This window comes from Methylococcus sp. EFPC2 (assembly GCF_016925495.1).
Taxonomy (GTDB): domain Bacteria; phylum Pseudomonadota; class Gammaproteobacteria; order Methylococcales; family Methylococcaceae; genus EFPC2.
The window spans coordinates 2,122,128-2,136,786 of the sequence record NZ_CP070491.1; the positions used below are offsets into that span (position 1 = coordinate 2,122,128).

The window sequence follows — 14,659 nt, forward strand, 5'->3', positions numbered from 1 at the left end:
GGCCTGGATATTGCAGCTACCCCTGCAACATCCACTCTCCGCCGGATTTCCGACGATCATGACCGACGCACTCACCTTGTTCATGGGCCGGCTCAAGCTGGCCGGCGCCCTGGGATTAGGGCCGCCCCTGGTCGTACTGCTGATGATGGCCATGCTGGTGCTGCCGCTGCCGGCCATGCTGCTCGACCTGTTTTTCACCTTCAACATCGCGCTGTCGCTGTTGATCCTCCTGGTGGTCATCTACACGTTGCGGCCGCTGGACTTCGCCGTGTTTCCGACGGTGCTGCTGGTGGCGACCCTGTTGCGGCTCAGCCTCAACGTGGCCTCGGCCCGCGTGGTGCTGCTGGAAGGTCATAACGGCCCCGATGCCGCCGGCAAGGTCATCGAAGCCTTCGGCGAATTCGTGATCGGCGGCAACTACGCCGTGGGCATCGTGGTTTTCATCATCCTGGTGGTGATCAACTTCGTGGTCGTCACCAAGGGCGCCGGGCGCGTGTCGGAAGTAAGCGCCCGCTTCACCCTGGACGCCATGCCCGGCAAACAAATGGCCATAGACGCGGATCTGAACGCCGGCCTGATCAACCAGGACGCGGCGCGCGCGCGGCGCGCGGAAGTCACCGCGGAAGCCGATTTCTACGGTTCCATGGACGGTGCCAGCAAATTCGTGCGCGGCGACGCGGTGGCGGGCATTCTTATTCTGTTCATCAACGTCATCGGCGGCCTCATCGTCGGCATGGCCCAGCATGGCCTGCCCTTCGCCGAAGCCCTGCACAATTACACCCTCCTGACCATAGGCGACGGTCTGGTGGCGCAGATTCCGTCGCTGCTGCTGTCGGTCGGGTCGGCCATCATCGTCACCCGGGTTTCGGTGAGCAACGAGAACATCGGCCAGCAGTTCAGCAAACAGTTCTTCCAAGATCCCAAGCCGCTGGGCTTGAGCGCCGGCGTCATCGGGCTGATGGGCATGATACCCGGCATGCCCAACATGGCTTTTCTCTCGCTGGCCGCCCTGCTCGGCGGCGCCGCCTTCGCCATCGCGAAACGCCAGCAGGATCTCGCCCGCGTGGTGGCCGAGGACGCCATGACGCCCCGCCTCGCCCCGCCCGAAGTGAAGGAACTGGGCTGGGACGACGTGCAGCCGGTCGACCTGATAGGCCTGGAAGTCGGCTATCGCCTGATACCCCTGGTGGACAAAAACCAGGGCGGACAGCTCATGGCCAAGATCAAGGGGGTACGCAAGAAACTCTCGCAGGACTTGGGCTTTCTGATACCCAGCGTGCATATCCGCGACAACCTCGATCTGAGCCCCACGGCTTACCGGCTCACCCTGCTGGGCGTGACCGTAGGCGAGGCCGAGATACTGCCGGACCGCCTGATGGCGATCAATCCGGGGCGGGTGTACGGCACGCTCCGTGGCATAGAGGGCAAGGATCCGGCCTTCGGCCTGGAAGCCATCTGGATAGAACCGGAGCAGCGCGACCATGCCCAGACCCTGGGCTACACGGTGGTGGATCCCGGCACCGTGCTGGCCACGCACCTCAGCCACATCCTGCAATCGAACGCGCATCAACTGTTCGGCCACGAAGAAGCCCAGCAATTGCTGGATGGCCTGGCCCGCACGGCGCCCAAACTGGTCGAAGACCTGACGCCCAAGACCCTGCCGCTGGGCATCATCGTCAAGGTCATGCAAGGCCTGTTGCAGGAGGGCGTACCGCTGCGCGACGTCCGCACCATCGCCGAAACTTTGGCGGAATTCGGCGGCCGGAGCCAAGATCCCGGCGTTCTGGTGGCCGTGGTGCGCGCCGCCCTAGGCAGGCTGATCGTCCAGAAAATCAGCGGCATAGAGAAAGAAATCCCGGTCGTCACCCTCGATCCGGAACTGGAACAGTTGTTGCAAAAAATACTGCAAACCGCCGGACAGGATGCCGCCGGCATCGAACCGGGCCTGGCCGAGCAGATGCTCAAGGCGCTGGAAGAGAAGACCCAGAAACTGGAGCTGGAAGGTTATCCCGCCATCCTGCTGGTGTCTTCCGCCATAAGGCCCTGGCTGGCGCGCTTCGTCAAACACGCGATCGCGGGCCTGAACGTGCTGGCATACAACGAGATTCCCGAGGACAGGCAGGTCAAGGTGGTCGCCACGGTGGGTCAGCGCGGCTGATCTGCGACAGGGAGCGAACCGTACCGTCCTCCCTTTGCCGGATCCGGAAATTTTTGGCCGGATAAGGAAGCGGGGCGGAAAAATTAGGTGTCAAGCGGCTATTGACTAAGGTGGGATTTATGAAAATCAAACGATATTTCGCTCCGGACATACGCCAGGCCATGCGCATGGTGCGGGAGGAACAAGGCCCCGATGCCGTGATACTGTCCAACCGTTCGGTGGACGGCGGTGTGGAAATCGTTGCGGCAAGGGATTTCGACGAACAAGCCATGATGGAGGACATGCGCCCTCCGGCCGCGCCCGAGCGCAGCTCCCTCAGCGAATCCCAGCGCCGCGCCGAGGAAGTGTTCCGCGAGGCCCTGGAAAGCAGCGGCCGCCCCCCCAGGGCGGCTCCCCGTGAAGCGGACGCCCCGAGAGAGCCCACCCCGTCCCCGGCGCGTAAACCCGCTGCCGCGAAGACCAGCGAGACCATCGGAGCGGCCCGGCATGAGCCGCGTTATGCGGGCCCCTCCGATTACAGCCGGCAGGAGCGCCCCGCGTTCGCCCGCGAGGAAAAACCCGCCCCTAAGACCACTCCGCGCGCACCGGCCGTGGCGGCGGAAACGGGCATCATCCCCGCCCATGCCTTGCAGGATCTGCAAAAAGAAATGCAGCGCATGCGCCGCGCCCTGGACGGCCATTTCGCCGAAACCGCCTGGGACAGCCTGACGCGTACGGCACCGGCCCGCCTGGACCTGCTGCGCCGCCTCAACCTGCTCGGCTTCACCCGCTCGATCAGCCTGCAACTCGCCGACCGCATGGGCGGCGCCGAGGATTTCGAACTCGCCTGGCAGGGCTGCCGCGATCTGCTCGCGGGACAACTGCCCGTGGTCGAAGACAATCTGCTGGACTATGGCGGCATCGTGGCGCTGGTCGGCCCGACCGGGGTCGGCAAGACCACCACGCTGGCCAAGATCGCCGCGCGTTTCCGACTCAAACACGGACCCCGCCAATTAGCGCTCATCACGGCGGACAGTTACCGCATCGCCGCCCACGATCAGCTCACCACTTACGGCCGTCTGCTCGACGTTCCGGTGCGGGCCGTTTCCAACGCGGAGGAACTGCGTCACACCCTGAACGGCTTTTACGACAAGCGCCTGATACTCATCGACACGGCGGGAATGGCCCCGCGCGATGCCCGGCTGGCCGAACAATTCGCCACCCTGCGCCAGGACGATATGCCCATCCGGTCCTATCTGGTCCTGTCCGCTGCCAGCCAGGCCAGGGCCATGCGGGATGCCGTGGAAGCCTACGCCGGTTTCGCTCCCAAGGCCTGCATACTGACCAAGCTGGACGAAACCGACAACCTGGGGGCTGCGTTCTCCACCTTGATTGAGCGACAATTGCCCGTCAGCATGTATACCGATGGACAGCAGGTACCGGAAGATCTGCATCAGGCCCGAACTCATTTATTATTGGAACGCTGTTTCTCGGCCATGGACGAAGATATGGACGACGAGTCGGCAATGAGCGGGCCTTATGGCTATGAAGAATGGGTGTCCCGTGCGAATGTTTAACGCCGACCAGGCAGAAGGAATCAGAAAAATGACCCAGCCCAGCCCCGTTCGCGTGCTGGCCGTGTCCAGCGGAAAAGGCGGTGTCGGCAAGACCAATGTCGCCGTCAACCTCGGTATCGGCCTGACCGAACTCGGGCGCCGCGTGGCGATACTGGACGCCGACATGGGCCTGGCCAACATCGACGTCCTGCTCGGCCTGCAGCCCAAATACAATCTTTCCCACGTGTTGAAAGGCGAACGGACGCTGGCGGAAATCGTGCTGGAAGGTCCCTCGGGGCTGCGCATCGTCCCGGCCGCCTCCGGCATCCAGCGCATGTCCGAACTGCCGGTCGCCGAACAGGCCGGCCTGATCCGGGCCTTTAGCGAAATCGGGGCGGACCTCGACGTGCTGATCGTCGACACGGCCGCAGGCATCTCCAGCGGCGTGGTCAATTTCGTGCGCGCCTGCCAGGACATCATCGTGGTGGTCTGCGACGAACCCACGTCCCTGACCGATGCCTACGCCTTCATCAAACTCATGAATCGGGATCACGGCATCCATCGCTTCCATATCCTGACCAACATGGTGCAGGACGCGAAACAGGGACAAGCCTTGTTCGACAAGCTCGTCCGCGTCACCGACCAATATCTCGACGTGACCCTGGACCTGCTGGGCGCCATACCCCGCGACGACCTGCTCCGCAAGGCCGTGCAAAGGCAGCAGCCGGTCAGCTTGCTGTTTCCGCAAAGCAAGGCGGCGGAAGCCTTCCGTGCCGCCGCCCGGCAGACCGACCGCCTGCCCTATCCGGGCGGTTCGAACGGCGGGCTGGAGTTCTTCGTCGAACGCTTGATCGACTACCGCGGACCGGCGCACGCATGAGCGGGATCGCGATGTACGCAGCGGTGCAAGCCCCGGACCTGGACTCCCTGGTTCGGGACCATGCGCCCTTGGTCAAGCGCATCGCCTACCACCTGCTCAGCCGCCTCCCGGCCAGCGTGCAACTGGACGACCTCGTCCAGGCCGGCATGATAGGCCTGCTGGAATCGGCCCAACATTACGACGCCAGCCAGGGCGCCGCTTTCGAGACCTATGCCGGCATCCGCATCCGCGGCGCCATGCTGGACGAACTGCGGCGCTACGATTGGACGCCCCGCTCGGTGCATCGCAAGGCGCGCGAAGTGGCGGATGCGATCCGCGTCATCGAAGCCAAGGCCGGGCGCGACGCTCGCGATGCCGAGGTGGCGGAATACCTGGGCATGCCCTTGTCGGAATATCATCAAGCCCTGCAAGACTCGGTGAACTGCAGGGTCTTCAGTATCGAGGAATTGCTGGAAGACGGCGACGCGGTGCTGGAAGAATGCGCCGACACCCGTTCCACGCCCGTCGACCGGCTGACCCGCGCCGGCTTTTCGGCGGCGCTCGCCGACGCCATATCCAGTCTGCCGGAACGCGAGCGCATGGTCATCTCCCTGTATTATGACGACGAATTGAACCTGCGCGAGATCGGCGTGGTGCTGGGCGTCAGCGAATCCCGTGTCTGCCAGATCCAGAGCCAGGCGATGTTGCGCCTGCGCGCCCGACTGCATGACTGGCTGGACGAAAACACGGGCGTCAAGCACCGTGGCCGAAGACGCAGCGACCGGGTGTAGAGAGTTGAGGTGTTAGGGGGCAGGTGTGAGGCCGTATTTTCACCCTGGGTATCGATCAGGGACCACAAAACATTTTTACTCCTAACGCCTAACTCCTCCCTCCTCTCCCGAAAACCCAAACGAACCGACCGCTAACACCATCTCATGGATCCCCTGAGCATCATAGGCATCATCCTGGCGTTCGGCGCCATACTGGGCGGCAACCTGCTGGAAGGCGGCCACCTTGGCTCGCTGGTGAACGGGCCCGCGATCGTGATCGTACTCGGCGGCACACTGGGTGCCGTTCTGCTGCAAACCTCGCCGAAATCGTTCGTGCACGCCTTAAGATTGCTGAAATGGGTCTTCGTCCCCCCGGTCACCGACGACACGGTGCAGATCAAGAAAATCACGGGCTGGAGCACACTGGCCCGACGCGAGGGCCTGTTGGGGCTGGAAAACATGATCACCGGCGAAAGCGACTTCTTTTCCCGCAAAGGGCTGCAGTTGCTGGTGGACGGCAATGAACCCAATGTCATACGCGAAAGCCTGGAAGTGGAGATGAATACCCGGCTGGAGCGCGACCTCCGCGCCAGCAAGGTTTTCGAGAGCATGGGCGGATTTTCGCCCACCATAGGCATCATCGGCGCGGTCATGGGCTTGATCCACGTCATGCAAAACCTGACCGACCCCAGCAAGCTCGGAAGCGGTATCGCCACCGCCTTCGTCGCGACCATATACGGCGTCGGTCTGGCCAACCTGCTGTTCCTGCCGATCGCGGCGAAGCTGAAGAATATCGCCATGAACACTCACACGGGGCGCGAACTGGTGCTGGACGGCATCATTTCGATCGCCGAAGGGGAAAACCCCCGCAACATCGAATTGAAGCTGTCCGGCTACACCGACGACCCCGAGAGCATCGTCAAATGAACCGGCGCAGGCGGCATGACGAAGAACATACCAGCCATGAGCGGTGGCTGGTCTCCTACGCCGACTTCATCACCCTGTTGTTCGCCTTTTTCGTGGTGATGTACTCCATCTCGTCCATCAACGAAGGCAAGTACCGGGTGCTTTCGGAAAGCCTGAACGAGATATTTTCCGACCCCAAGGGCCATCCGGTTCCGCAGCGCGCGGCGGAGCCCATCCAGATCGGCGAAATCAAGCGCTCTCCCGACATTCATGAGGAAATGCCGCCGGCGAGTCCCGATGTCGTCGACCTGAAGAACGGCCAGTTGCGCGATGAACAAACCCAATTGGCGAATGCGGCGGAACAGATCGAACGGGTCCTGGCGCCCTACATCCAGGAAGATCTGATCGCGGTCAAAAAAGAAGGCAATTGGATCGAAGTGGAGATGAAGAGCGGACTCCTGTTCGGCAGCGGCAGCGCCGACCTTGCGCCGGCCGCCATCCCTATCATCGAGAAGCTGGCCGACATCTTCGCTCCGCTGGAAAGCCTGATCAACGTCGAAGGGCACACCGACGACAAACCCATCAACACGGCGCAGTTTCCCTCCAACTGGGAGCTGTCGTCCGCCCGCGCCGCCAGCGTGGTGCACCAATTGATGAGAAGCGGGCTGGACCCCGTGCGCATGGCGGCGATCGGCTATGGCGAATATCACCCGGTTACCGACAACCTCACCGAGGAGGGGCGTTACAAGAACCGGCGGGTCGTGTTGATCCTGCAAGCCAAAGCCTTTTCGCGCTTTCAGTCTCACGATGAGACGAGGCCCCTGGCGAGCGCCACGGCCTCGGCCGGCGAAAAGCCGACGCAGCCGCAGGCGCCCCTGCCACCCCCCAACCCCCTGCCGCCGGGGCGTTAATCCCGACATGGCCGAAATCACGCCGGTACGCCACTCGCCGCCCCTGCCCCACATCGAACCGATCAAGCCGGACAAGGAAAAACCGCGCGAGCAGCCTCGCCCCAAACCCCAACACGAAGACAAGGAGCCACCGGATCCCGACGCTCCACCCCACATCGACGAATACGCCTGATGCTTGCCTGGATATTTGCTTTTGCCCTGACCGGCCTGTTGCTGACCGTTCTGACGATGTTGCACCGAATCAACGCCCTGCGGGGACAGATCGGCGAGCTGAAGGCGGAATGCGCCCGATTGCGCGCGCAGCAATTCGACCAGGGGGAGGACTTACAGGGGCTTAGCGCCGCCGGCCTGCAGCAGGACCTGCGGATCATGGGACACGACGCGCAGCTGCGCGAGTTGATTGAAGTGCTCGACACGCTGCGCAGCGAAAACAGCGTCAACCAGCCTTACCACGCCGCAATCGAGCGCGCCCGGCGCGGTGCCGGGGCGGAAGAACTGGTCGCCGAATTCGGCTTATCGCTTTCGGAAGCGGACTTGCTCGCCAGGCTGCACGGAGGAGCCGCGCACTCCGGCCCCTGACGACGGATCAATCGCCTTTGCGCCGTTCGATGGTCGCATAAGCCGAATGATTGTGGATGGACTCGAAGTTTTCCGTTTCCAGCTTGTAATAGACGATACGGGCATCGCGGTTGAGATCATTGGCGATGTCCCGCACGATGTCTTCGACGAATTTCGGGTTGTTGTAGGCGCGCTCGGTCACGTATTTTTCGTCGGCCCGCTTCAGCAAACCGAAGATCTCGCACGACGCCTCCCTTTCGATCAGGTCGATCAAATCCTCCAGCCACACCGGCTCCCGCGTCTGCACGGTCAAGGTGACATGGGAGCGCTGGTTGTGTGCCCCATAATCGGAAATTTTCTTGGAACACGGACATAAACTCGTGACGGGTACCACCAGCTTCAGCAATAGCGACGAAGCCTCGGCTGCCCATTCGCCGATCAGGCTCACCTCGTAATCCAGGTAGCTGGCGGCCCCGGTTACCGGCGCCCGCTTGCGGATGAAGTACGGAAAACTGGCATTGAGATAACCGCGGCTGGCCTCCAGGCGCCGCGTCATCTCCGCGACCACGCGCAGGAATTCATGGGTATCCAGCGTTTCTACCGATTCGTTCAGCAGCTCGACGAAACGCGACATGTGCGTGCCTTTCTGGTCGTGCGGCAGATTCACATACATGTCGAAAGTCGCCACGGTCGGGACCGTCTGGCCCTGCCGACCGATCACGCTGACAGGATGGCGTATCCCCTTGATGCCTACCCTATCGATGGCGATGCGCCGCGTGTCTTCACTGTTTTGAACATCTTCGATGCTGCTCTTGGGGCTGTTCTCGGCCATGCGGTAATATGAAAAAAAGCGAGTAAATTGCTTGGGATACTAAGCGATACCCCCCCGACTGACAACCGCAGGCCCGGATTTGTTGTGTTCACGCCGGTTAACTGTTGTAAATCACGCACAATTTTGTCTTGCCGCCCACTCTCTATGCTATAGTCGCGCGTAATTTGCACTGTGGGGTAAAGCATGTTTTTCCAAGTGATCGCAACCATCCTGCTACTGGTCCTGGCGCCGTTATCCTACGCCGAAGACGCCGCATCGTCCGCGAAAACAACGGTGGACAAACTCAACGTCGTCATGATCGAGGTCATGAAAAGCGCCAAGCAATTGGGCTATGAAGGTCGCTACAAGAAATTCGAGCCCATCGTGAAAGAGACGCACGATTTCGATGCCATCGCCCAGCTCGCATTGGGCGCTCATTGGAAAAATCTCGACGACAAGCAGAAGCAGGCGTTTATCAACAAGTTGACCGACCTCAGTGTCGCCACCTACGCGGCACAATTCAACGGTTACTCCGGCGAGGAGTTCAAGTACGAGTCCTCGCAAAGCCTAAAATCCAACCGACTCGCGCTGCGCTATGTGTTGTCGGCTCCGAAAGAAAAACCGGTCAACTTCGAATACTTCCTGACCCAACGCGAAGGGCACTGGAACATCATCAACATCGTGGTCGACGGTATCAGTGACATCGCTTTGAAAAAAGCGCAGTACACCAGCATCATCGACCGCGAAGGCTTCGACAGCCTGATGAACAAGCTGACGCAAAGAATCGTCGATTACGCCAGCAACGACGCCAGTTAGAAGCGTGGCGAGCGAATTCTAAGCATTAAAGGCATCCCCGGGATGCCTTTTTTGTGGCGATCCGCCTGAAACCATGGTGACCGACGCGAAGGCCGGCCGGCACCGGCACCCGCTGCCCGGATGGGCGGGGAGCATCATCCTCGTTTCGGCGCTCGGCGCAACTCACCCTGCCCTGCCGGCCGAATTCCGGGCCGGTCCGGATGATTTCCAGCAGGCGGTCGACCGCCTCAAACCGGGAGACACCCTGTTCCTGGAGCCGGGTCAATATCTGCGCCGACTGGACATCGATGGCCTCACCGGAACCCCGGGTAAACTCATCACCATCGAAGGCGCAGGCGGACGCCCGGTTTTCTTGGCCAATCCGGACAACGATACTATCGTGATCCGCGACGCCGGCTACATCACCCTGCGTAATCTGGAGATCGACGGCCGGGGCATGATGGTCAACGGCGTCCGATCGACCGGGCGTTTCGCCCACCATATCGTGCTGGACGACCTGTATATCCACGACCTCGGCCGATATCAGCAGATCGTCGGGATTTCTTCCAAATGTCCGGCCTGGGACTGGCGCGTCAGCCGCAACGTCATCATCCGGGCCGGAACCGGCATGTATTTCGGCAACTCGAACGGCGACCACCCCTTCTGGGGCGGTGTCATCGAAAACAATTTGGTGAGCGAGACCCTGGGCTACAATCTGCAGATCAAGCACCAGAACCCCAGGCCTGCGCTACCCGGCATGCCGACCGGTCCCCGGAAAACCATCATCCGCCGCAACGTGTTCTCCAAGGCGGCAGGCAGCGCGGCGGGCAACGAAGCGCGCCCCAACGTATTGGTCGGCCACTGGCCGCTAAATGGGCCGGGCAAGGACGACGAATACCTGATCTACGGCAATTTCTTCTATCAAAATCCGAGCGAAGCCTTGTTTCAGGGCGAAGGCAAGATCGCGCTCTACAACAACCTTTTCTACAACTCGCAGGACAACGAGTATCCCGCCGTCGCCATACAGCCGCACAACGACATACCCCGAAAAGTGCGCATCTTCTTCAATACCGTCCTGCATCGCTGGAAAGGCATACGGGTCACTCAGAAAGAAGGCGTCGAAGAGCACGAGCTACGCATTATCGGCAACGCGGTTTTTTCGGATGCGCCCCTGCAAGGAGGGCAATCGAGCGAAAACCTCGTGGCGCCCTATGCGGATGTGCCCGATTACTTCCAGCACCCTGCAGCCCCCATCGGAACCCTGAGCCTGTTTCCCAAACCCGGAAAACTGCAGGGGCGCCCCATCAACCTGGGAACGTTCGCCGACTATTTGGAATCCGACCGGGATTTCAACGGCCAGAAACGGGACGGCCGCTTCCGCGGCGCCTACTCCGCCGCCGGACGCAATCCGGGCTGGAAGCTGTCGCTGGCCCGCCCGCCTTCCCGCTGATCGGCTCGTCGGCGCGCCGAGTAGCGCGCGAAAAAAACCAGCCCTGGTTGTAGACAACCTTGCTCCGACCGCCTTTTTCGTCCGCGACATCGGCGCAAACCGCGGAAACAGCGAGGCCTGCCCGACTACAGTGAACATGGCATGTGCAGTGCTAGCGGTCATGTATCGCCGTGATTTTACCGATTTCGACGTCAGCGATACGCGGATGCTTACATGCCCATGATTTATGACCGCCCTACGAGGCCATTATGAAAACCAAGTTAAGACTTGCCGGGCTAGCCCTCGCCAGCCTAGTGCCGGGAGTTGATCTGGCTGCGGCGTCCGAAGATCTGCTCCAGGATGCGGGCAGTTGGCTGCAGGTCGTCGGCGAAGGGAGTTTGCAGGCGATCGACCCCAGCTTGGAAAAAAGCCGGATATGGCTGGAGGGCCAGTCCCGCTGGGATGGCGACTGGAACCACTGGTACCAGGGCATGGCGCGCGTGGCGCTCGGTTATTCCCTGAGCGATCGCGCGACGATTTGGGCGGGCTATACCTGGCTGCCGACGCAAAACATCGGCAAAGCCTCGTCGTCGCAGCAGGATGTCTGGCCGGGTTTTCGCTATGTATGGCCGACCGAATTCGGCACATTGACTTTCCGCACCCTGGTCGAAAGCAATTTCCTGCCCCGCAACGGCGACGAGGTAAGGATCCGGCCTCGCCAGATGATACGTTTCATGCATCCGCTGGGATTCGAACCACGCCTGAGCCTGATCGCCTGGGATGAGGTGTTCGTCCGGGTCAACTCCACGCCGGCAGGCGGCCAGTCCGGCTTCGACCAGAACCGGGCATTCGCCGGGCTGGGCTGGACATTCAACCCAAATTTCCGTACCGAACTGGGTTATCTCAACCAGTATCTCGACGATGCCACCCATACCGACAACACATTGCATCACTTGATCATGGGTTCGGTGTTCATCAATTTTTAGGCGAGCCCATTCAAACCCGTATTGCCTCCCGCGAAATCCCGGATACTGCATGCAATCCTTACGCAGCGAATTATTGGTCCGCATCTTTACCGTGTCCTCGTCCATGGTGGGCGTGTGCATGGGCGGCATCGGCCTTTTCCATATCATACGTTCCATCGGCAAGGTGAATTATGTCAGCGACGAACTGCTGGCGGCGGATTCCCTGTTGTTCCTGCTGGCCTGTTTCACCTCGTTTTGGGCTTTGCGCACCCACCACCTGAGTTTTGCGATCACCCTGGAAAAAGTGGCGGACGGGCTTTTTCTCCTCGCCTTGAGTCTGATGGTGGGAGTCTGCATACTTCTGGTCTACGCGGTTTCCCACCCCTGAGCCATCGCTGCCCGCACCGTGACCTTAAGCCCACCGATCCTGCGTCGCCTCATAGGCCCCGCCATCACGGTCGCGGTGTTTTTCCTGGCGATGGCCGCCTTGCATCATCTGCTCGCGGACATCTCCTACCGGCAGTTATCCGCCGAACTCGGTGCCATGCCGTCACGCCGGCTCTTGCTGGCCGGGCTGGCGACTTTGGTCAGCTTTGTCGCGATGACCGGCTACGACTGGAGCGGCCTGGCCTATCTCGGTAAACGGCTGCCCTATCGACTCGTAGCCCTGGGCGCATTTTGCGGTTATGCCATCGGCAACACCCTGGGTTTCAGCCTGGTATCCGGCGCCACCGTGCGCTACCGGGTCTATGCGGGCGCAGGGCTGGATGGCGCGGATGTAGCCCGGCTTACCGCATTCTGTGCGCTGTCTTTCGGCATCGGCATCCACGTCATCGGCGCTTCGGCCTTGCTAGCACATCCGGAAATTCTCAGCGACATCGTCCAGGTATCCCTCGGAAGGCTGAGGGCCACCGGCGCCGCGGTACTGGCGGTGTTGGCGGGCCTGTTTCTGGCTTCGCTCAGGCCGGGTGCGGAGCTTCGGATCGGGCGCTGGCGCATACCCTTGCCGTCCTGGCGCCTCGGCTTGAGCCAACTGCTCATCGCTGTAGTGGACATATTGGGCGCGGCCGCCTGCCTGTACGTGCTGTTGCCGGAAGGCGCCCCGCCGTTTTTCGCCTTTCTGCTGATCTTCGCCGTCGCCAGCGTCGCCGGCGTTGCCAGCCACGTACCCGGCGGACTCGGCGTGTTCGAGAGCGTCATCCTGCTGGGGCTCAAGGATCACCTGCCGGCGGCCGCCGTCACCGCGGCCCTGCTGGGATATCGGGCGATCTATTACCTGCTCCCCCTGGCGGCTGCCACCCTCACCTTGACCGGCCTGGAATTGGCAGAACGGGTCGGCTGGACCTGGCTGGCGAAACTGAACCGCTGGGGCGGACGCATGGTACCCGCGCTTTCGGCCGGTTTCGCGGTCCTCAGCGGGCTGGTGCTGCTGTGGTCCTCCGCCACGCCGGCGGCCCCCGAACGCCTGAGCCTGCTGGAAGACCTGCTGCCGCTGGTGGTGGTCGAGGTGTCTCACATCCTGTCGGCGCTTGTCGGGCTCGCCTTGCTGATCGTGGCGCGTGGACTCGCCCATAGACTGAACGGCGCGTATGTGGCGACCCTGATTTTTTGCGCCGCCGGCATCGTGCTTTCCCTGGCCAAAGGTATCGACTACGAGGAAGCCGTGGTGCTCGCCCTGCTGGCCCTCGCCCTCTGGCTTGCGCGGAGCGAATTTTACCGCCGCACGGCGCTCGTGGACGAGCCCTATACCTTCGGCTGGCTGCTGGCCCTGGCCGCCGCTTTGGGCGGCATGGTGTGGGTCACCCTGTTCTCCTTCAAGCATGTGGAATATTCCCATCTGCTCTGGTGGCAATTCGAATACGACGCGGAAGCCCCGCGTGCGATGCGCGCCGGAGTGACCGTCGCCGTGGCGATCAGCCTGTTCGCCTTGCGTGCCCTGTTAAACCCGCCCGGCCCCGCCATGGCCCTGCCGGAGCCCGCCGACCTGGAACGGGCGGAAACGATCGTGCAAGGCCAGGACTTCACCCAGGCGCACTTGGCATTGATGGGCGACAAGCGGCTCCTGTTCGACGAAAGCGCGCGCGCTTTCATCATGTACGGCATACAGGGACATAGCTGGATCGCCTTGGGCGACCCGGTGGGGCCACCGCAACTCGCGGAAGAACTGGCTTGGCATTTCCGGGAACGCGTGGACAGGGAAAACGGCCGCATCGCCTTCTATCAGGTACGGCCGTCGCTGCTGCCGATCTATCTGGACATGAATCTGACCCCGGTCAAAATCGGCGAGGAAGCCGTCATACCGCTCGACCGCTTCACCGTCGAAGGCAGCCACGGCGCGGATTTCCGCTACGTCCTCAAGCGCGCCGAACGCGACGGGCTGTCCCTGGAAATTCTGCGGCGCGAGGATTTCTCCGCGCGGCTGGCCGAACTGCGGGCGATTTCCGACGACTGGCTCGCGAACAAGCAAAGCCGGGAGAAAGGCTTTTCCCTCGGCGCCTTCCTGCCGCACTATCTGGGCCGCAGCGATATCGCCCTGATCCGTCACGGTGGACGGACCGTAGCCTTCGCCAACCTGCTGACCACGGCCACCCGGACAGAAGCTTCCGTCGACCTCATGCGCCACACCCGCGACGCGCCCAAGTCCACCATGGAATATCTGTTCGTGGCCCTGTTGTGCCATTTCAAGATCGCAGGTTACGCCTCTTTCAACTTAGGCATGGCGCCCTTCTCCGGCCTGGAGGATCATCCCCTCGCCCCGATTTGGCAACGATTCGGCGCACTCCTGTATAACCGTGGCGTACCCTATTACAACTTCCAGGGACTGCGCCGTTTCAAGGAAAAATTTCAACCGGTGTGGGAACCACGCTACCTGGCCTGCCCCGGCGGCTTGAATCCGGCCTTGGTCATGACCGATGCCGCGGTGCTCATCGCCGGCGGATATCGCGGCGTTTTCACCAAATAA

General features: G+C 61.8%; 14 protein-coding genes. 13 read left to right on the plus strand and 1 reads right to left on the minus strand.

The annotated features are described in order from the left end of the window. Nucleotides 1-58: 58 nt before the first annotated feature. The 8 genes from flhA to JWZ97_RS08985 all read left to right on the plus strand — a co-directional run bounded on the left by flhA (nt 59) and on the right by JWZ97_RS08985 (nt 7,718). A complete protein-coding gene (flhA, locus tag JWZ97_RS08950; protein WP_305799114.1) occupies nt 59-2,158 on the plus strand; it encodes a flagellar biosynthesis protein FlhA in 2,100 nt (699 codons plus the stop codon). A gap of 119 nt (nt 2,159-2,277) precedes the next feature. Further along, nucleotides 2,278-3,714 (plus strand): flagellar biosynthesis protein FlhF, encoded by a 1,437-nt coding sequence (gene flhF / locus JWZ97_RS08955; RefSeq protein ID WP_205434408.1) that lies wholly within the window; start codon nt 2,278-2,280, stop codon nt 3,712-3,714. 28 nt (nt 3,715-3,742) lie between these two features. Continuing rightward, nucleotides 3,743-4,573, plus strand: a complete 831-nt coding sequence (locus JWZ97_RS08960; RefSeq protein ID WP_305799115.1) for a MinD/ParA family protein — start codon at nt 3,743-3,745, stop codon at nt 4,571-4,573. Beyond that, nucleotides 4,570-5,343, plus strand: a complete 774-nt coding sequence (locus JWZ97_RS08965) for an RNA polymerase sigma factor FliA (protein ID WP_205434410.1) — start codon at nt 4,570-4,572, stop codon at nt 5,341-5,343. Before JWZ97_RS08960 ends, JWZ97_RS08965 begins: the two co-directional genes overlap by 4 nt. 144 nt (nt 5,344-5,487) lie before the next feature. Next, on the plus strand, nt 5,488-6,249 hold the full coding sequence (locus JWZ97_RS08970; RefSeq protein WP_205434411.1) for a flagellar motor protein: 762 nt from the start codon (nt 5,488-5,490) through the stop codon (nt 6,247-6,249). Then, a complete protein-coding gene (motD, locus tag JWZ97_RS08975) occupies nt 6,246-7,139 on the plus strand; it encodes a flagellar motor protein MotD (RefSeq protein ID WP_205434412.1) in 894 nt (297 codons plus the stop codon). The genes JWZ97_RS08970 and motD overlap by 4 nt, the downstream gene beginning before the upstream one ends. A gap of 7 nt (nt 7,140-7,146) precedes the next feature. Then, complete coding sequence (locus JWZ97_RS08980; RefSeq protein ID WP_205434413.1) at nt 7,147-7,311, plus strand: hypothetical protein; 165 nt, start codon at nt 7,147-7,149, stop codon at nt 7,309-7,311. Continuing rightward, complete coding sequence (locus JWZ97_RS08985; protein WP_205434414.1) at nt 7,311-7,718, plus strand: DUF2802 domain-containing protein; 408 nt, start codon at nt 7,311-7,313, stop codon at nt 7,716-7,718. The genes JWZ97_RS08980 and JWZ97_RS08985 overlap by 1 nt, the downstream gene beginning before the upstream one ends. Before the next feature lie 7 nt (nt 7,719-7,725). On the opposite strand, the gene folE2 is transcribed toward JWZ97_RS08985, so the two are convergent. Next, on the minus strand, nt 7,726-8,529 hold the full coding sequence (gene folE2, locus JWZ97_RS08990) for a GTP cyclohydrolase FolE2 (protein WP_205434415.1): 804 nt from the start codon (nt 8,527-8,529) through the stop codon (nt 7,726-7,728). 183 nt (nt 8,530-8,712) lie between these two features. Here folE2 and JWZ97_RS08995 point away from each other — a divergent pair, with 183 nt between their 5' ends. The 5 genes from JWZ97_RS08995 (at nt 8,713) to mprF (ending at nt 14,659) form a co-directional block, all read left to right on the plus strand. Next, entirely contained in the window at nt 8,713-9,324 is a 612-nt protein-coding gene (locus JWZ97_RS08995) for an ABC transporter substrate-binding protein (RefSeq protein ID WP_205434416.1), read from the plus strand. A gap of 73 nt (nt 9,325-9,397) precedes the next feature. Next, nucleotides 9,398-10,753 (plus strand): hypothetical protein, encoded by a 1,356-nt coding sequence (locus JWZ97_RS09000; protein ID WP_205434417.1) that lies wholly within the window; start codon nt 9,398-9,400, stop codon nt 10,751-10,753. A 248-nt stretch (nt 10,754-11,001) separates the two neighbouring features. After that, entirely contained in the window at nt 11,002-11,718 is a 717-nt protein-coding gene (locus tag JWZ97_RS09005; protein ID WP_205434418.1) for a DUF2490 domain-containing protein, read from the plus strand. 49 nt (nt 11,719-11,767) lie between these two features. Then, nucleotides 11,768-12,085 carry a hypothetical protein gene (locus tag JWZ97_RS09010; RefSeq protein WP_205434419.1) on the plus strand — a complete coding sequence of 106 codons (318 nt, stop codon included), beginning with the start codon at nt 11,768-11,770 and terminating at the stop codon, nt 12,083-12,085. A gap of 18 nt (nt 12,086-12,103) precedes the next feature. After that, nucleotides 12,104-14,659, plus strand: a complete 2,556-nt coding sequence (gene mprF, locus JWZ97_RS09015; protein ID WP_205434420.1) for a bifunctional lysylphosphatidylglycerol flippase/synthetase MprF — start codon at nt 12,104-12,106, stop codon at nt 14,657-14,659.